19 protein-coding genes are annotated in these 22,358 nt (G+C 63.2%); 4 read left to right on the forward strand and 15 right to left on the reverse strand.

Annotated features, from left to right (window positions below):
• Positions 1-39: 39 nt before the first annotated feature.
• The 13 genes from J8I29_RS09675 to J8I29_RS09735 form a co-directional block, all read right to left on the reverse strand.
• Positions 40-1,425 (reverse strand): FAD-binding oxidoreductase, encoded by a 1,386-nt coding sequence (locus tag J8I29_RS09675; RefSeq protein ID WP_209431480.1) that lies wholly within the window; start codon positions 1,423-1,425, stop codon positions 40-42.
• Positions 1,426-1,520: 95 nt separating this feature from the next.
• Positions 1,521-2,666: an ABC transporter ATP-binding protein gene (locus J8I29_RS09680; RefSeq protein WP_209431481.1), complete on the reverse strand. Its 1,146-nt coding sequence runs from the start codon at positions 2,664-2,666 to the stop codon at positions 1,521-1,523.
• Between the two features lies 1 nt (position 2,667).
• Positions 2,668-3,456, reverse strand: a complete 789-nt coding sequence (locus J8I29_RS09685) for an ABC transporter permease (RefSeq protein WP_209431629.1) — start codon at positions 3,454-3,456, stop codon at positions 2,668-2,670.
• Between the two features lie 168 nt (positions 3,457-3,624).
• Positions 3,625-4,479 (reverse strand): ABC transporter permease, encoded by an 855-nt coding sequence (locus J8I29_RS09690; RefSeq protein WP_209431630.1) that lies wholly within the window; start codon positions 4,477-4,479, stop codon positions 3,625-3,627.
• 256 nt (positions 4,480-4,735) lie between these two features.
• Positions 4,736-5,845, reverse strand: coding sequence for an extracellular solute-binding protein (locus J8I29_RS09695; protein ID WP_209431482.1), 1,110 nt, complete (start codon positions 5,843-5,845; stop codon positions 4,736-4,738).
• Between the two features lie 4 nt (positions 5,846-5,849).
• Positions 5,850-6,542, reverse strand: a complete 693-nt coding sequence (locus J8I29_RS09700; protein ID WP_209431483.1) for an XRE family transcriptional regulator — start codon at positions 6,540-6,542, stop codon at positions 5,850-5,852.
• Between the two features lie 325 nt (positions 6,543-6,867).
• Positions 6,868-8,052 (reverse strand): alpha/beta hydrolase, encoded by a 1,185-nt coding sequence (locus tag J8I29_RS09705; RefSeq protein ID WP_209431484.1) that lies wholly within the window; start codon positions 8,050-8,052, stop codon positions 6,868-6,870.
• Between the two features lie 219 nt (positions 8,053-8,271).
• Entirely contained in the window at positions 8,272-8,988 is a 717-nt protein-coding gene (locus J8I29_RS09710) for an SDR family NAD(P)-dependent oxidoreductase (protein WP_209431485.1), read from the reverse strand.
• Between the two features lie 289 nt (positions 8,989-9,277).
• On the reverse strand, positions 9,278-10,300 hold the full coding sequence (locus J8I29_RS09715; RefSeq protein ID WP_209431486.1) for a restriction endonuclease: 1,023 nt from the start codon (positions 10,298-10,300) through the stop codon (positions 9,278-9,280).
• Between the two features lie 219 nt (positions 10,301-10,519).
• Positions 10,520-11,125 (reverse strand): hypothetical protein, encoded by a 606-nt coding sequence (locus J8I29_RS09720; RefSeq protein ID WP_209431487.1) that lies wholly within the window; start codon positions 11,123-11,125, stop codon positions 10,520-10,522.
• A gap of 84 nt (positions 11,126-11,209) precedes the next feature.
• Complete coding sequence (locus tag J8I29_RS09725) at positions 11,210-11,737, reverse strand: hypothetical protein (RefSeq protein WP_209431488.1); 528 nt, start codon at positions 11,735-11,737, stop codon at positions 11,210-11,212.
• Between the two features lie 5 nt (positions 11,738-11,742).
• Positions 11,743-11,958: a helix-turn-helix domain-containing protein gene (locus J8I29_RS09730; protein ID WP_209431489.1), complete on the reverse strand. Its 216-nt coding sequence runs from the start codon at positions 11,956-11,958 to the stop codon at positions 11,743-11,745.
• A gap of 184 nt (positions 11,959-12,142) precedes the next feature.
• A complete protein-coding gene (locus J8I29_RS09735) occupies positions 12,143-12,904 on the reverse strand; it encodes a hypothetical protein (RefSeq protein ID WP_209431490.1) in 762 nt (253 codons plus the stop codon).
• 320 nt (positions 12,905-13,224) lie between these two features.
• Between J8I29_RS09735 and J8I29_RS09740 the strand changes: the two genes are divergently transcribed.
• Genes J8I29_RS09740 through J8I29_RS09755 form a run of 4 tightly spaced genes read left to right on the forward strand, consistent with a single transcriptional unit; the run spans position 13,225 to position 20,388 of the window.
• A complete protein-coding gene (locus J8I29_RS09740; protein WP_209431491.1) occupies positions 13,225-14,703 on the forward strand; it encodes an ATP-binding protein in 1,479 nt (492 codons plus the stop codon).
• On the forward strand, positions 14,693-17,389 hold the full coding sequence (locus tag J8I29_RS09745) for a Z1 domain-containing protein (protein ID WP_209431492.1): 2,697 nt from the start codon (positions 14,693-14,695) through the stop codon (positions 17,387-17,389). Before J8I29_RS09740 ends, J8I29_RS09745 begins: the two co-directional genes overlap by 11 nt.
• The gene (locus J8I29_RS09750; RefSeq protein ID WP_209431493.1) at positions 17,376-18,320 is read left to right on the forward strand and encodes a PD-(D/E)XK motif protein; all 945 of its coding nucleotides are present in this window, start codon (positions 17,376-17,378) and stop codon (positions 18,318-18,320) included. The genes J8I29_RS09745 and J8I29_RS09750 overlap by 14 nt, the downstream gene beginning before the upstream one ends.
• Positions 18,310-20,388 carry an AIPR family protein gene (locus J8I29_RS09755; protein ID WP_209431494.1) on the forward strand — a complete coding sequence of 693 codons (2,079 nt, stop codon included), beginning with the start codon at positions 18,310-18,312 and terminating at the stop codon, positions 20,386-20,388. Before J8I29_RS09750 ends, J8I29_RS09755 begins: the two co-directional genes overlap by 11 nt.
• On the opposite strand, the gene J8I29_RS09760 is transcribed toward J8I29_RS09755, so the two are convergent.
• On the reverse strand, positions 20,389-21,897 hold the full coding sequence (locus J8I29_RS09760) for a DNA cytosine methyltransferase (RefSeq protein ID WP_209431495.1): 1,509 nt from the start codon (positions 21,895-21,897) through the stop codon (positions 20,389-20,391).
• Positions 21,894-22,319 carry a DNA mismatch endonuclease Vsr gene (gene vsr, locus J8I29_RS09765; RefSeq protein WP_348536000.1) on the reverse strand — a complete coding sequence of 142 codons (426 nt, stop codon included), beginning with the start codon at positions 22,317-22,319 and terminating at the stop codon, positions 21,894-21,896. Before vsr ends, J8I29_RS09760 begins: the two co-directional genes overlap by 4 nt.
• Positions 22,320-22,358: the final 39 nt, after the last annotated feature.

Here is a 22,358-nt window from a genome sequence, read left to right on the forward strand (position 1 = left end):
CCAATTCAGGCACGTTGAAATAGCTTGAGCCGAGCCTTCTCAGCGCCCGGTGATCCTGTTGGCAAAGGTGGCGAGGCGCGAGGTTTGCGGCAGGCCTGCCGCCTCGCGCCGGTCGGCCATGTGATAGAGCCGGTACATCGAATGGATGCCGAGCCAGCGGAAGGGCTCGGGTTCCCATTCCCGCACGGAGCGGTTGACCCAGGGCAGCCGGGTCAGCGGCGTGTCGCGCTCCAGGATCAGGTCGGCCAGGGTGCGGCCGGAGAGATTGGAGGTGGAGACGCCGAGGCCCACATAGCCGCCGGCCCAGCCGATGCCGCTCTTGCGGTCGAGGCCGACCGTGGTGCACCAGTCGCGCGGCACGCCGAGCACGCCGCACCAGGCATGGTCCATCTTCAGCCCCTTGGTCTGGGGCAGATGGCGCATCAGGATGGCATAGAGCTGCGCGATGGTTTCGGCCTGGGTCTGTCCGCGCACGTCGGTGGCCGAGCCATAGCGATAGGGCACGCCGCGCCCGCCCATGGCGATACGGCCTTCGCGCGTGCGCTGGGCGTAGCAATAGCCGTGGGTGGCGTCGCCTAGCAGTTCGTAGCCGTCCCAGCCGATCCGGCTCCACTGCTCCTCGCTGAGGGGCTCGGTCATCAGGATGGCGCTGTTCATCGGGATCCACAGGCGCTCGAAGCCGGGAATGCCGGCGGTGAAGCCCTCCGTTGCCCTGATGATGATCGGCGCGCGCACGGTGCCGCGCCTGGTGGTCACCGCCCCTTTCTCGATACGGGTCACTTCGGTCTGCTCGTAGATCGAAACGCCCAGGCGCTCGACCACGGCGGCGAGGCCCCGCACCAGCTTGGCCGGCTGCACGCGGGCGGTGTCGTGATGCACCAAGGCGCCCTCGACATTGTGGATCTCGATGCGCTTGCGCATCTCCTCGCGGCCGATCAGGCTGACGCGCGCATCCGGCACGCTCCAGCTTTTCTCATAGGCGTAGGACTCGCGGATGCGGCCAAGCTGGGCCTGGTTGACGGCCACCGTCAGCGCGTCGTTGCGGCGGACATCGGCGTCGATGCCCTCGCGCTCGGTGACGGCGATCACCTCGTTCACCGAGCCATGCATCGCCGCTTCCATGTCGACCACCGCGCCGCGCGAGGAGGTCTTCAGATATTTCTCGCGCGACCAGCCAAAGCCGCCGGAGAGCCAGCCGCCATTGCGCCCGGAAGCGCCGAAACCGGCGAATTCCTTCTCGACCACGATGATGTTGAGGCCGGGATTGGCTTTCTTCAGATAATAGGACGTCCACAGCCCGGTGAAACCGCCGCCGACGATGCAGACATCGGCGCTGCGGTCGCCCGGCAGCGCCGGGCGATAGCCGGGCACGCCGCCGATGTCGGCGTACCAGAACGAGATGTTGCCGTTGACTTTGACGTCCATGATGGGGGGACTCGCGTAAAAGAGATGCAATATGCGGTGTGAAGGTGGCGCTTACCCTCCCCATCAAGGGGAGGGCAGAGGTTAACGCCGTTCGTTTAGGTCAGGGTCAGGTCGGCACGCTCGTCGTCGGCCAATAGCTTGGCATCGCCGGTTGCCCAGCAGAGGTCGACGGCCTCGCCGATGGCGAAGGGCCGGCTTTCCAGCGGGGCCCGCACGATGGCGACCGAGCCGTCGGCCAGCACCACCTGGTATTTAGAGCTGGAGCCGAGATAGATCGCCTCGCTGACCTGGCCGGACAGGCTGTTGTGGCCGTCGCGCGCGCCCGTGGCGGCCGGTGCGAGCGAGAGCTTCTCAGGCCGCAGGAGCATCACCGGCTGCCGGCCATCGGCGAGCCTGTCCCGCGAGACGACCTTCTGCCCGGCGATGGTGAGGCAGGTCTCGCTGCCGGAGGTCTCCACCGCCCCGCGCAGGGTGGTGGATTCGCCGATGAACTTGCCGACGAACAAAGTGGCCGGCTCGTCATAGAGCTCGCGCCCGGTCCCGACCTGCTCGATGCGGCCATGGTTGAACACGGCGATGCGATCGGACAGCACCAGCGCCTCTTCCTGGTCGTGGGTGACATAGACGAAGGTGGTGCCGAGCTCGCGGTGGATACGCTTGATCTCGAGCTGCAGCCATTCGCGCAGCTTCTTGTCGAGCGCGCCGAGCGGTTCGTCCATCAGCAGAAGCGGCGGGTCGAACACGATGGCGCGGGCCAGCGCCACGCGCTGCTGCTGGCCGCCCGAAAGCTCGCTGGGATAGCGGTGGGCGAAATCTGCCATCTTGACCATGTCGAGAGCCCGGCGGACACGGACCTCGCGTTCGCCCTTGGGAATGCCGCGCAAGGCGAGGGGATAGGCAACGTTCTTGCCGACCGTCATATGCGGGAACAGGGCATAATGCTGGAAGACCACGCCGATATTACGCTTATGCGCCGGCAGGCCGCCAATGTCCTCGCCGCCGACGGCGAGGGCGCCGCTGGAGAGCTCGGTGAAGCCGGCCACCACATTGAGCGTGGTGGTCTTGCCCGAGCCGCTAGGGCCGAGCAGCGTCATGAACTCGCCGGGCTCGATATGAAGGCTGACATCGTCGAGCGCGGTGAAGCTGCCATAGCGCTTGCTGGCATTGCAGATGTCGATGGCGGCGCCGGCCGCGCCCTGGGCGGATGAGGCGGGGGTGGAGATGGCGGCTGCGTTGGACATCTCAGCTCCTCTTCGAGCGCGCGCCGAGGAGGAGGCCGGCGGCGATCAGCAATGTCGTGGCAAGGAAGACGATGGTTCCCACCGCGGCGACCGTGGGATCGGCGTCGCGGGTGATGGAGGTGAAGATCTGCACCGGCAGCGTCTTCAGGTAGGGATTGGTGATGAACAGCGCGACGATGATCTCGTCGAAGGACGTCACGAAGGCAAAGAGCAGGCCCGAGAGGATGCCGGGCGCGATCAGCGGCAGCGTGATGGTGCGGAAGGCGGTGAAACGGTTGGCGCCGAGGCTGGCGGCGGCCTTTTCGAGCCTGACGTCGAACATCTCCAGGCTGGCCGAGACGGCGATCAGCACGAAGGGGACGGCCAGCATGGTATGGGCGATGACGAAGCCGAGATCCGTGCCGACCAGCTTATAGGTGAGGTAGACCGAATAGATCCCCACCGCCAGCACCACGCCCGGCACCACCATGGGCGTGATCAGCAGGGCGCGCAGGATGCCGCCGCCGGCATGCTTCATGCGGCTGAGGCCGAGGGCGGCGAGCGTGCCGATCAGCGTGGCGACGAGGGCGACGATGGTGGCGATGCGCAGCGAATTGAAGAAGCTGGACGACCAGTCCGGATTGGTGAGGAAGTTCTCGTACCATTGCCAGGAAAAGCCGGAGGGCGGGAAGGCCAGCGACTTGTTCTGGTTGAACGACATCGGGATGATCACCAATGTCGGCAGCACCAGCCAGATCGCGACCAGCAGGCAGAACAAAGCGAGGAAGAGACGCAGCGGTTTCATCGTCAGTTCCTCATTGGGGCATCCCGTGCGCGATGCAGCATGAAATGCTGTGTCGCAGACACGGGATCGCGAGACGAGAACACGCTTTATCCGGGTTGCAATCCCGGAGCTGTACCGCATCACTGCGTGCTGCAGCGCGTCCGGGATGACTTCGTGAGCAAACAGGCTTCATCGTCAGCTCCTCGAGGCCTGCTTGTGGCGCTGGCGCATCAAGGGCGCGGCGATGGCGAGCAGCAGGAAGGTGGCCACCAGCAGGATGACCCCCATGGCGCCGCCACGGCCCCAGGCCAGCAGGCTCAGCACCTGGTTCTGTACCAGGGTGGAGAGCATGGTGCTGCGCGGCCCGCCCAGCAGTGCCGGGGTGATGTAGAAGCCGAGCGAGAGGATGAAGACGATGATGGCGCCGGCGAAGACGCCGGGCAGCGACAGGGGCAGGTAGATCTGCCAGAAGGCCCTGACAGGGCTGGCGCCTAGGCTGCGGGCCGCCTGGATCAGGCGCAGGTCGATGCTGCGCATCACCGAATAGAGCGGCAGGATCATGAAGGGCAGCAGCACTTGCGCCATGCCGATGACCACGCCGAGGGGGGTGCGGATCAGCTTGATGCCGTCGAAGCCGAGCGCCTGGAGCGCGCTGTTGATCACGCCGGAATCCTGCAGGAGCACGACCCAGGCGAGCGTGCGCACCACGCCGCTGACCCAGAAGGGCACCAGCACGCACAGAATGAGCACCAGCCGCCATTTCGGCCCGACCGCCGTCATCAGATAGGCATAGGGATAGGCCGCGATCACGCAGACCAGCGTGACCCACGCGGCGATGGAGAAGGTGCGGGCCAGCACGGTGAGGTTGGCCGGGGTGGAGAAGAACCAGACATAGTTCTGCAGGCCCCAGCCCGGCTCGGCGAAGCTGCGCACCACCACGGTGGCGAGCGGATAGCCCATGGCGAGAATCAGCAGCAGCACGGCCGGCACCGTCAGCAGCGACGGATAGGCCGAAAGCGGCCTCAACCTGCGCTGCCGGCCAATGGCCATGGAGGATTGCATGGTGTCGGTCACGCGCGGCTCCTGAGTTCAAACGGTTCGGCCGGGACGAGCAAGGCACGACTAATCTTCTCCCCTTGCGGGAGAAGGTGGCATTGCGAAGCAATGACGGATGAGGGGTGTTGGCGGACAACCATCAAGGTTGCGTGTCCCCCTCATCCACCCCTTCGGGGCACCCAGTCCACTCCAAGTGGAGTGGACGATACCCGCAAGGGGAGAAGGGAGGCTCGCCTCTTTCTGCTCCGTCTCAGTTGCCCGCCAGCAGGGAGCCCCATTTTTCGTTCAGGGCCTCGAAGTTCTCGGTCCAGAAGGCCGTGTTGAAGCCGTAGCCCTGCTTGACGCGTTCGGGGGTGTTGGTGAGGAAGGCCGCCACCTGCGCGTCGACCTCGGGCTTGGCCTCGCTGTTGACCGGGGAGTAGGAGGTCTTCTGGGTCAGGGCCTCCTGCGCGCTCTTGCCGAGATAGGCATTGATCAGCGCATGGGCGGCGGCGGGATCCTTGACGCCGACCGGAATGGCGAGCTGGTCCTTGACCACCAGCCAGTCCTGCCAGACGGGGGTGTATTTGGCGCCGTTCTTGACGGCGGTCATGGCGCGGCCGGTCCACATCAGGAGCATGTCGATCTCGCCGGACTCGGCGAGCTGCTGGGATTCGGCGCCGGTCTTCCAGAACACGGTGTCGGGGCCGAGGGCCTTGATGCGGGCGATGGCCTTGTCGATATCCGCCGGCGTCATCTTGTCCACCGGATTGCCGTCGGCCAGGAGCGCCTGTTCGAGCAGGCCGACCGGCGGGTCACCGCTGCCGTCGATGCCGCGCGTGCCGGGGAAATTCTTGGTGTCGAAGAAGTCCTTCCAGTTCTTGGGCGGATTGTCCTTGAACTTGTCGGTCTTGTACATCAGCACGATGCCGTAATTCATGGCCGGCACGCTGCAGGGGCCGACCTGGCCGGGCGGGATGTGCGAGACGTCGATCTTGGTGAAGTCGAGCTTCTGGAAATATTTGCCGCAATAGGCGAAGGGGGCGAGGTCGCCGGTGTCGACGACGTCCCAGGTGACGTTGCCCGATTCGATCTGGGCCTGGAGCTTGGCGAGCTCCGTCGGACCGTCGTTCAGGAGCTTGACGCCGGACTTTTCGGCGAATTCCTTCAGCGCCGCGTTCTGCCCGTCCTGGTAGATGCCGCCATAGGAGACGAAGGTCAGCGTCTTGTCCTTCAGCGACCCCTCGGCGATGGTGCCGGCCGGCGGCGCGCTCTGGGCCAGGGCCGGGAAGGCCGCGAGCAGGGTAAAGGCAGCGCCGGCCAGGCCGGCACAAAACGCTTTTGCGCAAGATCGTTGGGCAAATGCCGTTGCAGTTGTCATCCCATTATCCCTCTGAAGACTCGCTTGTCTGTTCTGGCGATCCGGATGCGAGCGATTTCCGGATCACATATTGATCGAGGTCGGCGGCGCCGCTGGTCGGCGGGGAGATGATCCACACCACCTCGGCCGGCGTGTCGCCGATGTTCGCCGTCTTGTGCGGCGTCGAGGACGAATATTCGATGCTGTCACCCTCCTCGAGGATGAAGCTCTCCTGGCCGAGCGTCAGCTGCAGGCGCCCGCGCAGCACCAGGAACATTTCGTGGGAATTGCCGTGGGTATAGGGCTGGTCGCCGGTGGAGCCGCCGACGTCGAACTCGCCGGAATAGACTTCGAGGTCGCGAAGCGGGCGCCGGGACAGCAAGGTCTTGTGGCAGCCGCCGCTGGCCGGCAGGGCCGGGCGCTCGGAACGGGAGACGACCTTGTGCGGCGAAGCCTCGCCCTCGTCGAAGAGGTCGGCGACATTGATGCCGAGCGCGTTGGCGATCCCCATCAGCGTGGAGGTGTTGGCGCCGGAAAGCCCGCGCTCGAGCTGGGAGAGGAAGCTGGCGGTGGTGCCGGTGAGGTCGCCGAGTTCGCGCAGGGTCAGGCGGCGCGCGGTGCGGAAGGCCTTGACGCGCTGGCCCAGGATGCTGGAGCGCCGCGCTTCCAGATTGGGCGCAGCGCCGCTGTCGGCATTGTGATCGTCCGCACGCTTCATCACGGCCTCGGCAGGTTCACTTAACAAGTCATAAAGTGAATTGCCGTACTTAACAAGCCTTAAAGTGAATGCGCGAAGACGCGTTTCGATAGGCCGGTCTGAAGAGACCGACCGAAGATCGACGGAACTCGACTTTTGTCATTGCGGGGCCTGTCCCGGCAATCCAGGGCCGCAGTCTCAACGAACAGAGGAAGCTGGATGCCCGGGACAGGCCCGGGCATGACAAAATTGAGCTTTTCCCGGCCTCGTTACGATTGCTGAGTCAGTCTCTCCAGGTCGGCCCGGAACCGTTACGCTTCTCACCGAACCTGCCGGTCCCGCTCCCTCAATTCCCCGCAGCCGGCTGGTCGAGCTTTATCACCTCGGCCTTGCCCGGCTCGGTGACGATGTGGTCGAGCGCCGGCGGCTTGTCGCTGTGCAGGAGATCGCTGGTGGGCGCGCCCGTCTTGATGAAGGCCTCGATGTCGGCGGCGACAGCGTCCGGCGCGCCCCATTGCACGTTATGGCCGATATCGCTGACCTGCGCCCCGGAGGCCGGCAGCGGGAGCACGCCGTAACGCTTCCAGAAAGCGGGAATGCCTTTGTCCCTGGCCGCTTCGCCGAGGGACTGCTTCAGCCAGGTCTGGTCGGCCTCCAGGAAGATGCTGTCCTGCGTCGCCCAGATCACCAGCACGGGCACCGAAAAGCCCTTCAGCCGCTCGGTGTTGTCGGTGGCCAGCAGGGCCTTGCTGGCGCCGATCCAGGTGCCGAGCCGGACATTGGCGGTCTCCGGCACATAGGGTTTGAGGAAGGCGGGATCGGCCGCCGGATCCACCACCCAGTTCTTGGCGATCCAGTCCTCGGCCTTGGGATCGGCCTTGAGCGGGGTGAGCATGTAGAAGCCGGCGGGATATTTCCAGCCCTTGGCCTCCAGGGCCTTCTTCCAGGAGCCTTCCACCGGCTCCTTCAGCACGTAGTCGCGCAGGGCGACATTGTCGGCGCCCTTGGTGGAACTCGCCACCAGCACGGCACGCTCCACCAGTTCGGGGTGGGTGAGGGCGACTTCCTGTACGACGAAGCTGCCGAGCGAATGGCCGGCCAGCGTCGCCTTGGCGATCTTCTTGGCCTTCATGAAGGCGACGATGTCGCCGGCGAAATCGCTGGTTCGGAAGCATTTCTCCGGTGCGGGCGAACAGGTCGCTCGGGGCGGCATCGAGGTCTGGCCATGGCCGCGCAGGTCCATGGCGAGGATATGCAGGCCGGGATCGCGCTTGTGCAGCGCCGCCATGGTGGTCGACCAGGAGCGGATATTGTCGGTGAGGCCGTGGATGAGCAGCACCGCCGGCCCGTCCTTCGGCCCGGTCTCGACATAGGCCATGGTGATGCCGCCGGGCAGCTTCACCTTGCAGCGCCCGGCCGCCAGATCCTCGCAGCCCTTGGCGCTGGCGGGGGCGGCGCCCATTGCGAGGCCGAGCGCGAGCGGCAGGGCGAGCATGGCCGCCTTGGCAAGACGGATGAAAGGCTTCGGCATGCGGTTCCTCCTCCGGCAGGGCTTTTGGGCGGAACTATAGCGCCGGAAGATTGCGCGGCAATGGCCCGGGGGGCGACATCGGCCGTGGCACAACATCCCGGGAGCGCGGACGTCCTCGTCCGCTGTTCTTTTGGCCAGTTCGGTGTTTCCGGCCGCCGAGATCGCGACAGGCAGGCATGTCACCGTGATATGCGCGCTCCCAGGAAGGAACCCGCTGCTTTACGTGGAAACCGCCGGCACGCCCGTGGCCGGAATCGCTCCGCCCGTCACCACGCCGCCTTCCGGCGAGAGCAGGAAGGCGATCAACCGCGCGATCGCCTCCGGCGCCACCCAGGAGCTGGTATCGGCCTTGGGCATGGCGGCGCGGTTCTGCGGCGTGTCGATCACGCCGGGCAGCACGCAATTGGCCGTGATGCCATCCTTGCGATATTCCTCGGCAATGGCCTCGGTGAGCCGCAGCAGCGCCGCCTTGGAGGCGGCATAGGCGGCCATCCCGGCCGACGCCTTCTGCCCGGCCAGCGCCGCCACATGCACGATGCGGCCCTGGCGCGCGGCCTGCATCGCCGGCAGCACCGCGGCGCTGATGGCGAGCGCCGTGCGGGCATTGCCGGTGAGCATGGCATCCCATTGAGAAAGCGCCTTGGCGACCGGCGCCATCGCGAAGCCGCCCACGGTATTGGCGAGCCCGCCCACCGCCCCGAACCGCTCCACCGCCTCGGCCACCGCCGCCTCGCAGGCCTCCTGCGAGGTCATGTCCGTGCCGGCGATCGACAGCACCTCACTGCCCGACGGCAGCGAGGCGACGAGGGCTTCGAGTTTCTCCGCCGAGCGCTCCATCAGCACGAGCGGAGTGCTGCCTTTGGCAAGCTCGCGCACCACTGCGGCCCCAAGATTGCCGGCCGCGCCGGTGACGATGATGGCGGGGGACGAGGACATGGCATGGCTCCCTGGTGTGGCTGGACCGGGAGAGTGTCACGGGTGGGCGGAGGATGGAAGGGCGAGGATCGCAGCGCGTGGCTGATCGCGGCGGCACGTCCTTCAGCATGAAGTGAGATTGGTGCCCTAGCCGTCATCGAATTTGGTGCTTAATGTATTGTTATTGCTAGTTAATAAATATTGTTGAGTGCAACGATACCACCAATAGTACCACCAAAAGGCCTGTCTGAAGGCGGTCGTGAGCAAACGCAGGCGACCCGCCACAGGATAGGAGCCGTTTTCGAAGCTTCTATTCGTCGCTTGGTACGAGCGTCCAGATTCGTTGTAGTGGTAGATCCGCCTGAATATCATCAGAGATCGCGTCATAGTGAGTTTGGATCATGCGGACCAGATCGCCGGAATCCCAGAGCCTGATCTGAAAGAAAAGTCGGCTGGCTTCTTTTGCGACGGCCCTACCATAGCCACCCCAAGTGACAATCAAACCTTGATCCGCACCGAAACTCTTCATGGAACCCTGAAGCTCACGGAGGATTTTCACGTCTATTGGACTCTCGCTTGATTTTACCTGCACGGCCAGTCGTGGCGCGTCGAAGCCGAGTGCCCCTTTGCCTGCGATAATGTCTACGCCGCCGTCTGGCCCTTCGGGTGAAATCTGAACGTGGTAGCCTTCAGCAGTCAAAATTGCCGCGACCAACTTCGACAGTGCGTGCCCCTTGAAGCGCCGTGCAATGAAGTTGCGGATCTGATCGCTCGCATACTGCTCAATGTCTGGTATCGCGTCTTCGGCTGATGTCTCTTTATCCCTTGGAGCATCCTGCAGGGTGGGTTTAATTGACTTTCCAGCAATAATGGCATTGACGCGTTCTTCAGCCTTATTCCGTTGAATTCGGCAAACCGTCATGAATGCGCCAAGGGAGTACAACAAGTCTTGGTCGAAGGCGCTACGAGGGAACTCACCAAGCCACTTAACCGGCCGCGTGTGCAAAGATCCATCACTGGTTAGGCCGGACCGATATTGGTAAGGCCCGGTCACGCGTCCGATAGCAATGGTTGACCTGGTCTTAAGCGGCAAAACGACAAGATCGCCTTCGACAATCACCCTTGCGAAGGGCCAAACCTGACTTTCCCAGTTTGATAGCGTTTTTGGCTTCTCATTTGGATATGTCCAGGCAAGAAGGGCGGTGAGTTCGTCGCGGGTAGCTGGTTTGCTAAGATCAGGAAGCTGCTCCCATCCAATTACAGCAACATCCTTTTCCAATGCGAGGGCTTCACGTTCACCGTTTTTGCCTGCACGCACCAACCACAATGTCATCTCATCTCCAGGACGCAATATGAACAATCACCATAGGAGCGGACACTAGCGAGGAATGAAGAAATAGCCAGCGCCCGCTCTCTTCATTCGCACCGATATTCTCTCCGGAAATCGGCCTGCTCACGCAAGATCTGCCGCATCTCTCGCACCTCTTCACGTAAGGCGTGCCACGTCGCCCCCTTAAAGGCGTTGCGGGCGGCTCTGGCTTTGCCTTCGGCACTACGTGGGCCTGTAGACTTCAACCAGGGGCGGTGTTGCCGGATCGTCGCCGATTGTTTCGCCCGTCTTTCCAAGGTCCATGGGCTGCTCATTGCCATGCTCCAATAGTTCGTTTCGATCAGATAAAGTTTTGCTCGCGTGCGGGTTGGCAAGGCCGTTGTTCACCTGCTGAGGGCCATTGGCGATATTAGCCTGCCGGGCGAAAACCACCGGCGGGTTCTTGATGGCCGCCAGCGTTTCCAGCGCGGCGCGGCATTGGCTTTGGGCTTTCAAGGCAAGGCGAAGATAAGTCTCGTATTGCTTGAGGTAGTCCTGCGCGGCTGCGCGCCGCGACAGGCTCATGAATAGGGATTGCAGTGCTACAGCTTGCCCCATAAGCATGGCCTCGCAACCGCTCATGCTGCCGGACTGTACTTTATCGATGTTGCCGCCCACCGCTGCGGCGATCAACTCGATACCGGGCTCGCCCATGGCGGAAGCGCTGAATTTCTCGATGATCGCGGCGGCATTGACGCCGGCATGCGTCATGAGGATCGCCTGGCTCTTTGCGACGTCGTCTTCGACCTTCGGCGCCTTGTGCGGAGCCGTTTTTGTCTTCGTGCTCATGCCGCGCTCCTTTTACGGCCCGACATAATTGGGCGACGGCTTTCGATCCTCAGCGGGGCAGCCGCAATACTAGCTATGTCGAACCTAATGCACGGGCCGGCCGGAGCTGGACGAAGTGCTCGCGATATCAACGATTTGCGCGTCGAGCGTTGTCGTGTGGAGTTTGCTGTCATTGGTCTGTTCCTTGGCCCTCGGTGGTACAGATTGAGGCCGTTTGCGGTTTTCCTTTTGGCCGCTCGCCAATGGCCGCCAATGGAGAAAAGTCATCTTTGCGGGCTCGCCGGCATAGCGCGGCTGACAGGTGAGCGAATAGCGCGAGACACGCTTGTCGCGGGCGCCCCGGAATGAGCCGATGGCCTCGATTTCGAGCCAGCCCAGTTCCACCAGGCTCGCGATTGCCTTCACTGCCGTCGGGCGGGAGCAATGCGCCAGTGCGGCCGCCTGCCGGTCCGACAGGGCGATGCAATTGCCATCGAAGGGGCGGAAGCGCGCCATCAGCGTGACGAGCAAGGTGATGGCTTCCGGGCTCAAGGCGTCCCAGGCCGGCAGGTGTAGCCATTCGGCATAGAGCCGGGCATGCGGCCGGTCCCGCTGCTTGGTCGCGAGCGCCATGAAGGTTAAGCTGCATGGCGCTCGCTCGACGACAGGCTATCGAGCCAAGTCCGTAAATCGTCGTCCCGGATCAAGGTGGCACGGCCGAGCTTGACGATGCGAAGTCGTCCGCTGGCGATCTCGCCATAGATGGTGGTACGGCCGACATTGGTCATGCGCACCACGTCGTGGATGCGATGGAGCAAGGCGGGTTGTGATGAAGTCCGGTCGTTCGCGTTCATCTGTGTTTCCTGATGGTTGCCCGGGTCGTGCCGGGTGTCAGGAAACATTGGCGAAAGCACTGGCTGGCGAATAGGTAGACGGGTTTCAGAAAACCCTCGTCGCATTTCGACCGATCTTGGGACGAACGACGCGGAACCTGGCAGGGTTTCGACCGAACCCTCCCCAATGTTTCGCCCCAACCCGTCAAAACGGGATATCGTCATCCATATCGGCCGAAGAGAACTTGCTTTTGGCGACCACCGCCAACCGAGGAGAGGGTTTCACGAGCGGTGCGGGAATGAGCGCCTGGGTCGGTGTTTTCGGTGCCCCGCCCTTGGGCTCCCAGTTCGCCACCTTCGCGCATTCCAGAACGCCGGTTTCATTCACGTTGCCGTCCGCATCCGTCAGCCGATGTTTCGCTGCATTTTCGCGCAACCATTTTTCCAGCGCCGATTTGGGCGATTTGCTTCCGGGGTTCTCGACCGCTTGCCAAGCATGGACGGCCGCCGCAAGCTTCGGTGCGAAGCGGGGATGGTCCGGATCGAGATAATCCGCCTCCTGTCGCCTGTCGGGGAAGAAAAACCCGGTGGTGAAGCCTTTCGAAAACAACCAAGAGCGAAGATCGGAGACCTCGATTGTTGTCCGGGAGAAAATGATAAAATCGACCTCCCGTTGATGCCCATTAAATTTCTTTTCGGGTTCGCCAATGTAAACGATGTTCGCATCCAATTCATAACGCCGAATGGCATGCTCCAAAGCAATTTTGGCAGTCCTGTAACGGGTCGGTTGCCGATATGCTTCCCACTCCTCGACCAGCTCTTCGAGGCCATCTTCGCTTGGATCTTGACCGATTATGAGCAGCGCTGCCTGCACTACGGTGAGCGCGTCACACAGACGCCATAGATCCAGACTGGTCGGAATGCTGCCGTTCTTGCCGGTGGGAGTTACGTTCGGCGGAAGTTCCATCGCCTTGCCTCGTCTCTGAATATCGGCGGATTATGGCGAATGTCGCAGGCCGATAGCAAGAAAATGTTCTCTATGTGTTCTGTTTGGTTTTCATGGTGTCGTGAGGCATTACATCAACCGACATCGGTCAGCTCCAGGAACGCGACATTCGGGTGCGTCCTACAAGGATCAGACGATCTGGACGGCAAAGGTGATATAAGGTGATATCGAGAACTATCTCGCGCAAAACGCACTTGCGGCCAAGGTTCAACTTCTGATCTACTGGCCTCTGTAGTTGGGGGAGCATTTCGGAGGCGGCGGCCGTCCGGCTCGAAGAGAACATGAGACGGCTTATCCATCCACCGTCGGCACCGGCGATGATGAACTCCCTGCGGGCGATCGGCTATTCATTCGAGGCTGCGCTCGCCGACATCGTAGACAATAGCGTGGCCGCTCGCGCGAAAAGGGTGGGCATCCAGTTTCGCACGTTGCCAAGCCCCTACCTTGCCTTCATCGACGATGGAGATGGGATGACGGAGGATCAGCTGGTCGAGGCCATGCGCCACGGCGGGGTCGGCCCTGATCGGGAACGGCGACCAGGAGATCTCGGCCGCTTTGGCCTCGGCCTGAAGACCGCTACGCTTTCGCAATGCCGCCGTCTGACCGTCGTAAGCAAGACCGGCGCTGGCTGGTGCGCGGCGCGATGGGACCTGGACGAAGTAGAGCGGTCCGGCGACTGGGCCCTCGACGTGCTCGGGGAGGAGGAGGCCAGCCAGATCCCGCAGGCAGCGCCACTGGCCGATCTCGCGAGCGGTACGGTGGTGATCTGGGAGAAATTCGATCGCGCCACAGCTGGCGAGGCGTCTGAAACTAGAGCTCTCGACGAGCTCGTCGATCGAGGACGAGAACATCTTGGACTGGTGTTCCACCGCTACATCGCCGGCGACGAGGGCGCCGGCCGGCTAGCGCTTAGCGTCAACAATTTGGTGCTCAAACCCCTCGACCCGTTCCTGCGCGCCAACAGGGCCACCCAGCAGCTGCCGGAGGAGCGTCTGTCGGTAGAGGGCGTCGATGTAGTTTTCACGCCCTACGTCCTGCCGCATATCAGCAAGCTGACTGCCGCCGATCTCGCGCTCGCCGGCGGGGAGGAAGGGCTCCGACGTGGGCAGGGATTCTATGTCTACCGCAATCGCCGCCTCATCACGTCCGGGACTTGGTTCAGGCTCGTGCGGCAGGAGGAGCTGACCAAGCTGGCCCGCGTCCGCGTCGACATTCCCAACTCTCTCGATCACCTGTGGGCGCTGGACGTGAAGAAGTCGGCCGCCAATCCACCGGAGGTGATCCGTACGGGGCTCAAGCGCGTGGTGGAACGGATCGCCGAGACCAGTCGCCATGTCTATCGATTCCGAGGGCGTCGCGCGGCAGGTGGCTCGGTCATCCATGTTTGGCACCGCCTCGTTGTTAGAGGTGGCGTCGACTACACCGTCAATCGTGATCACCCCATCGTCGAAGCCTTACGACGCGCCCTCGATCCGGCCGATCAGGGACTTGTCGACCAAATGCTCCGCACCGTGGAGATGTCACTGCCGACGGACGCGCTCTACGCCGACCTTGCGTCGGAACGACGAGTGCCGCCTTCGACAGACGCTGGCGAGTCCGAAGCGTTCCTGCAAGATCTGGCAGGGCGGATGCTCGACGCGGCCGGAGGAGATCCGGCTCGACGGTCCGACATCCTGAAGGCCCTCCCCACCCTCGAACCATTCTCAACCAATCCCACCCAGACCGAACGAATTCTGCAAGGCCTCGCCGATGTCGACTGACAACCTGAAGAAACTCGAGCTGGCGATCGTGGCGGTGTTGCCCGACGACCGACGGCCGACTGAGGATGAGCTGCTTTGTCTTGCCAAGAGCTTCCGGCTGGCCATGCCGGTCGAGGACTCAGAGTTCGACCAACTGATCCGCAGCCTTCATGCAAATCTCGCCATTACCATGGAGTCGGGCACGGCCATCGACGCTGGCGATCACGTTCCCTGGCTTCTCGATCGGAAGGCCTCGATCGACCCCTTCTACTGGGAGCGCTATCGACGACTGCTCCTGCGCTCCTGGCCCAAGAACGTGGTCACCACACTCGATTCGGTGACCGACGAAATCCTCGACTATGTCGGCGACCCCGCCAGACCGGGATCCTGGAACCGTCTCGGAATGGTGGTCGGGGACGTGCAGTCGGGCAAGACGGCGACCTATACCGCGCTCTGCGCTAAGGCGGCTGACGCCGGTTTTCGGCTAATCATCCTTCTCACCGGCACGCTGGAGAGCCTGCGCCGCCAGACCCAGGAACGCCTGGATGAGGGCTTCGTCGGTCTGGACAGTTCCGACTTCCTCCAAGGTGCTCAGATCTCAACGTCAAAGGTGGTCGGGGTCGGCGCGATCGATCAGCGCCGGATGGCCGGGGTCTTCACGTCGCGGTCACGCGACTTTAGTCGACAGATAATGACAGTGCATAACTTCCGTCTTGACGCCTTCAAGGAGCCCGTGCTCCTGGTGCTGAAGAAGAACAAGAAGATCCTCGAGAACCTCGAAGGGTGGCTCAGGGCCAAGAACGCCGGGCCTGACGGACACATTCGGGGCCCGGTTCTGTTGATCGACGACGAGGCCGACGCCGCGTCGGTCAATACCAACGATCCCGACAACGACCCGACGAAGATCAACCTACGGATCCGATCCCTACTGGCTCTCTTCCAGCGTTCCTCTTACGTCGGTTTCACGGCGACTCCTTTCGCGAACGTGTTCATCAATCCCGACACGCCCGAGGCGATGCTGGAGGATCTGTTTCCGCGCGACTTCATCTACGCACTGGAGCCACCCACCAACTATGTGGGTGCCAGGAAGCTCTTCGGTAGCGGTATCTCCGAAATAGTGCGCTGGATCGACGACGCCGAGGCGCACTACCCGCCCAAGCACAAGTCGCATCATTCGGTGACGGCCCTGCCCGAGAGCCTGGTGGAGGCGATTCGGCAGTTCGTCGTGGCCAGCACGCTGCGCGATCTTCGCAGCGAGGGTCCCACGCACCGGTCGATGCTGGTCAACGTCAGCGCCTGGACCAATGTCCAGGACGTCACGCGCGACCTGATTGACGTCGAGATCCGCGACCTACAACGCGACATCCGCAACTACAGCCAGCTGCCGCCGAATGAAGCGCTGGAAATCCCGCGTTTGGCGGGCCTCAAGGCGACGTTCGACAAGGAGTACGCCGACCTCGGCTTCGAGTGGGCAACAGTCCAGAAGGCCCTGCTCGAGGGCGCGCTCCCAATAGTCGTGAAGTCGGTCAACCAGCGTTCTGGCAGTCTCGACTTCCTCTCACATAAGGAGAAAGGCCTGCGAGTCATCGCCGTCGGTGGCAACAGCTTAGCGCGAGGACTGACGCTCGAGGGACTGAGCCACAGCTATTTCTTCCGCAGTACCCAGATGTACGACACTCTGCTGCAAATGGGACGCTGGTTCGGCTATCGCGACGGCTATCTCGATCTCTGCCGACTGTGGCTGACGGAGGAAGCCGCCCTCTGGTACGAGCACATTACCGTAGCCTCTGAGGAGCTGCGCCGAGAACTCAAGCGCATGAAGCGCCTGCGGCTTGTGCCGCGGGACTTCGGCTTAAAGGTCCGCGGCCACCCCGATTCCCTGCTGGTTACGGCGCGCAACAAGATGCGCACCGCCAGGACCATTATCCGAGAAGTCGCGCTCGACGGCGAGGGCATCGAGACCGCTCGCCTGCGCAGCGCGGCGCCGGTCATTCACGCCAACGCCGAGACTGCGGATCGTTTCATCCGCCGCATGATTGAACGCCATGGCGATCCCGAGGTCTCGCCGTACGGCAACCATCTCTGGTGCCGGATTTCTAAAGATGAGGTCGCCGCGCTCCTGGCCGACTTCGAGACCCACCCGCTCAACCACGACTTCCAGTCCGGGCAGCTCGCCGAGTTTCTCGACGAGACCGACGAGCCGAGCCTTCAGACCTGGGACGTCGTCATCCCGAACGGCAGTCTGGATGAGGTAACGTTCGGCGGCCTCAAGATTCGGCCGCAGAAGCGCAACGTCGTCGTCAAGTCCGATCCGCCATCGCTGCTAGTCTCGGGATCGAGCGCCCGCGTCGGATCGCGCGGCGCGGAGCGCGAGGGCTTGAGCGAGGAACAGATCGCCGCGGTGGAGGCTGAGGCCGTCGACGCCAACATTCCCGATAGCGCCTGGAGGGCGGTCCGTGAACGCCCGCTGCTTCTCCTGCACCTCCTACGCGGGTTCACGAGGCCGAAGGGAGCGCCTCGGGACGAGCAGAAGCCTCTGAACCCAGAGGGACCGCCCCTCGTCGCGCTCGGACTCAGTTTCCCCAGCTTCGATGACGCCGAGGTCCGCGGTAAGGTGATCTACAAGGTCAACTTGGTGGAATGGCGCTCCATGTTTGAGCCCGAGGACGGCGACGACGATCTTGGCAACGGCGATGTCGATCGGTGATCTCTGGGACACCCTGGCTCGGGACCGCGGCGTGGGTGGTGCACGTCGGGTCGACGCCGTCCATGCTTGCGATCTCTACGCGGCGTTAGACGGCGTCGGGCGTCCGGGGCTCGTTCTGCTCACCCACGAACGCCCTCCACAGTCACCCGTGTTCGAGGTTGTGGCCGTCGAGATCGGACAGCGCCTCGACGAACGCTGGTCGACGGGGGTTTGGCTAACCGAGCCTGCGCTGCGCGGTCCCTTCGCGAGTCTGTGCGATGATGTGATCGCGGCATTGCGCGCGATCGGCCCGGGCGGCGCGTCAGGATATCTGCTGGCTCACCTACTACGTTGGCGACGTCTGCTCTCGGGCGGGTCCGGCCTGCTGGACGAACATGAGCTGCGCGGTCTTCTGGGCGAGATACTTGTGCTTCGAGAATGTCTCGCGCACTGGCCGCCGGCGACTGTCCTTCTCGGATGGGCCGGTCCGATGGGCGGTCACCAGGATGTGGTGCTTCCCGGACTGCGAATCGAGGTGAAGACGATCCGTCCTGGTGCGTCGACCACCCGGATCAATTCTCTCGATCAGCTGGACGTCGTAGACACCCGACTGCTCCTGGCCGTCGTGACGTTGGCGCCTTCCGACGATGTCGACGGGCGATCGGCGGCTCGTCTTGTGGACGATCTGCGGCAGGATCTTTTGACGCGGGAGGCCCATGGGGCGCTTCTTGAGCTGGAGGCGAGACTGCAGCGAGGTGGCTACGACGGCGCAACAGGCTACGACGAACGCTTCTATCGCCTCGACGGCATCCGGTATTTCCAGGTCGAGGGAGACTTCCCACGCCTTGTCCGCGGGTTGACGCCCGCTGGAATCGACGAGGCCGCCTACGATATCGAGCTGGCCCGCTGCCATCCCCATCTCGTCACATTGAGGCCTGACCATGGAGATTGACGACTTTCGGCAAGACCTGATCAACCAAGTGGCAATCTGGGCGACGGCCGACGCCAACTTCCGACATTCGGCATTCGTTGAAGTCGCTGTCCACTATCTCGAGGAAGCGGGCGAGATCGCCGACTTCGAACCCTGCTTCTTCCGAGGAATGGGAGCCAAGCGCCGCAACCTGGCGGTCGACGGCTATGCGTTCGACGACGCCGACGGCTCTGTCCGCCTTCTGCTAGCAGAACCTATACTCGGCACCGAGATCACCACCCTAACCCAGACCGACGCCCGAGCGGCCTTCGGACGTCTTCGCGCTTTCGTCGAGGAGGCAATCGCCGGACGGCTCGAGGCCGACATCGACGAGAGCCACCCCGCGCATGGCCTCGCCTCGGAGCTGCGCCGCCGAGCGCCCCATTTGGCCCGCATCCGAGCCTACATTCTGACCGATGCGACGCTGAGCACCAGGGCCCGAGACTGGCCTGAGGGTGAGATCGCCAACGTGCCGGTGGAATTCCATATCTGGGACATCGCCCGCCTCCACCGCGTTCATGCCTCGCGCAGCGGCCGCGACGAGCTCGTGGTCGACTTCGGGAGGGTGTCAGGCGGCGGGTTGCCTTGCGTCAAGGCTGGGACGGGCGGCAACCAGTACACCGCCTATTTATGCATCGTGCCCGGAGAGGTCCTGGCCCAGATATACGACAACCATGGCAGCCGGCTGCTGGAGGGCAATGTTCGCTCGTTCCTTAGCGCCAAGGGCCGGATCAACAAGGGGATCCGCAACACCGCAGTCCAGCAGCCCGAGATGTTCTTCGCCTACAACAACGGGATCGCCGCCACGGCCTCAGCGGTGATTGTCACACGTACAGCCGACGGTGACAGGATCACCAGTGTCACCGACTTGCAGATCGTCAATGGCGGCCAGACGACGGCGTCGCTGGCCGCCACGCGACGCGCCGACAAGGTGTCGCTTCAGGGCATTTTCGTGCCGATGAAGCTGTCGGTGGTGAGTCCCGAGAAGTCGGGGGAGATGATCCCGCTCATCGCCCGGTACGCCAACAGCCAGAACAAGGTCAGTGACGCCGACTTCTTCTCCAACCACGATTATCACCGTCGTTTGGAACAGATTTCCCGGCGGATCTGGGCGCCCGCCCTGACAGGGGCTCAACACGAGACCCACTGGTTCTATGAACGCGCCCGAGGCCAGTACCTCAACGAGCAGGCGGTTCTCGGCCCCGCCGAACGCAAGCGCTTCCTGGAGATGAACCCGCGCGAGCAAGTGATCACCAAGACCGATCTGGCGAAGAGCGAGAATGCTTGGCGGCAGTTGCCCCAGATCGTGAGCCGGGGCGCCCAGAAGAACTTCATAGAGTTCGCGACCTTCATCACAGAAAGGTGGGAGGTGGCGCCGGACAAGTTCCACGAGGACTATTTCCGCGTCGCAGTGGCCCGGGTGATGATCTTCCGTGCCACGGAGCGACTGGTCTCGACCCAGCCCTGGTATTCGGGCGGGTACCGCGCCAACGTCGTGGCTTACACGGTCGCGCGTCTAGCGCAGCTTGTCGCCAGTGCCGACGGCAAGGCGGTGGACCTCCTCGGCGTCTGGCAGCGGCAGGGGCTGACCGCAGCGCTCAGTGGCCAGATCGAGCGCATCGCATGCGCAATGCATGGGGTGATCGTCGAGCCGCCAGCCGGCGTGCAGAACGTCACCGAGTGGTGCAAGCGCGATCTATGCTGGGAACGCGCCAAGCAAGTGTCAGTCGAGATCAAGCCTGAATTCCTGACCGAGCTGCTCGATGTCAGCGAGGTCCAGGCGACGGATCGCACTGCTAGATCCCAACAGAGGGTGGACTCGGGCATCTCCGCCCAGGCTACTGTGGTGCGTCTTGGCCGCCCCTACTGGTCCGGAGTGCGCGAATGGGCCCTGGCGCGCCGGCTACTCGCCCCCGATGAGGAGCGGCTAGTTAAGGTCGCCGCCGGGCTCGTACAGGGGCTGCCGACCGACAAGCAGAGCCTGCGTCTACTGCAGATCAAAGCCCGCCTTGAGAGCGAGGGGCTCGCGCCCGTCGTCGAGCCAGCCTGATCAGGCGACCTTGGCGGTCGCCTCGAGTTTGATTGTCACGACGGGTGCCGCCACCGGCTTGCGCACGAGGTCCTTGCACAGACGCTCGGCAATGGCCAATCCGAGCAGCGGTGGCACCGCGTTGCCGATCTGCCGGAACGCCGCATTCATGGCGCCAGCAAACCGGAAGCTATCCGGGAACGACTGAAGTCTCGCGGCCTCACGTACCGAGATGGTCCGTTTCTGGGTCGCATCCCAATGGATATGCGAATACGTGTCCTTGCCCATGTGTGCCGTGAGCGTGCGCGAAGGCATCTTTGGATCCAGCTTCCACCACTTGTTCGGGAACTTTCCGGGGTCGTAAGGCGGCACGAAGGTGGCGCGGAGACTCTTCCAGGCCGCGGAATTGTTGCGTGGCTTCTCACTAGCAGCCAAGCTGGAAAGATGCTCCTCAAAGAGCTCGTGGGCGACCTTGAAGGCGTGCGGATACTCGCCATTGGATTTCATGCGCGCAAAGGTCTCGAAGTCGCGTGGTGTTATGCGCACCACATGGCCGCTGGTGCCAAGGATCACGCGGTCATGCCCTAGCCAGTGGCGCATAAGCTTGGCGTAGGACTCCAGGCCGTCGTAGGCGGCATATGGCAGGACGTCCGATGTCTTCCGACGGCGCATAATCGCTGGTTCGGCGAAGTGCTCGGTGATGACAGGCAGGTCCGAGAGTGCCTGCTTCACCGTCACGGCCGGGGGCAGACCGGGCACCGCTTGCGGAATCGGATGGAAACGCGATCCCTCCGCCGGCACGTGCTTGAGCGCCGTCGATCGAGCGCTCTCGTATCCTGACGGCAGCTTGGCGGCGTGAGTGGGCTGGGGAAATGATGGATCGAACCCGAGCGACTCGTCGATCGCCACCAAGAAAAGCCGTTCCCGCATTTGCGGCACGCCGTAGTAGGCGGCGTTGAGCAAGGTATAGCGGACGCGGTATCCCATTTCCTCCAGGTGCTCGCAAATCTCCTCGGGGACGTTGTGGCCGCCGAAGTTGAGGATGTCGGGAACGTTCTCAATGATGAGGGCGACTGGCTGGACCGCCTCAACATATTGTAGAAACCGTTGATAAAGCTGGGCCCTGGGATCGTTCTTGAAAGCTTCCTCGTCCTTTCGGACCGAGCGCAGCTTGGAGCGACCAATGCGTGCGAAAGCCTGACAGGGCAGTCCGGCCGCGAGAATGTCGAAATGGTCCTCGACCTTGCCTTTGAGTCCTATCTCCTCGGCGATAGTCGCTGGGTCCGAGGCAACCATATCTCGCGCCCTGGCCCAGGCCTCGGCGCTGTCCTCGTGCGGTGGCCTGAAGTTGAGCGCGTAGCTGGCGGCCGCCGTCGAGTCGAACTCGACGTGGGCGAGTAGCTCGATACCAGCGGCTTCCATTCCCAGGGAGAGGCCGCCACAGCCCGAACACAGCTCAAGCGCGCGAGGCGCGTGGCCTCCACGCAGTCGCTCAAGTTTTTGCAGACGGACTTCCGGCAGCCTCTTCATTCCTGTTCCCGTCCGCTCTCCAGATGTGCCGAGAGGCGCGCGGCCAGCACCTCGGAATCAAACGTCTCACATTCCCACAATACCAGCGGCCGCCAGCCCTGCCCTTCGAGCGCAGCAATGGCCGCGGCATCGCGCGCGATGTTACGATTGAATTTGTCGGTCCAGAATTCCACGTTGCTTCCAGGAGTAGTGGCGAACCGGCAGCCCGGATGGCGATGCCAGTAGCAGCCGTGGACGAAGATTACCTTGCGACGTCCAGGAAACACCAAGTCGGGGCTGCCGGGCAGATCGCGGCGATGCAGCCGAAACCGGTAGCCGAGCGTGTGGGCCGCACGGCGCACCGCCAGCTCCGGGCGGGTGTCCTTTCCCTTTATCCGGCTCATCATTCGCGACCTCGTCGCCTTGTCAACGATGTCCACTATCGAAGTTCTCCGGTTGTTCTCAATGTATCAAGCTCTCGC

The organism is Labrys sp. LIt4, from assembly GCF_017813775.1.
Taxonomy (GTDB): Bacteria; Pseudomonadota; Alphaproteobacteria; order Rhizobiales; family Labraceae; genus Labrys; species Labrys okinawensis_A.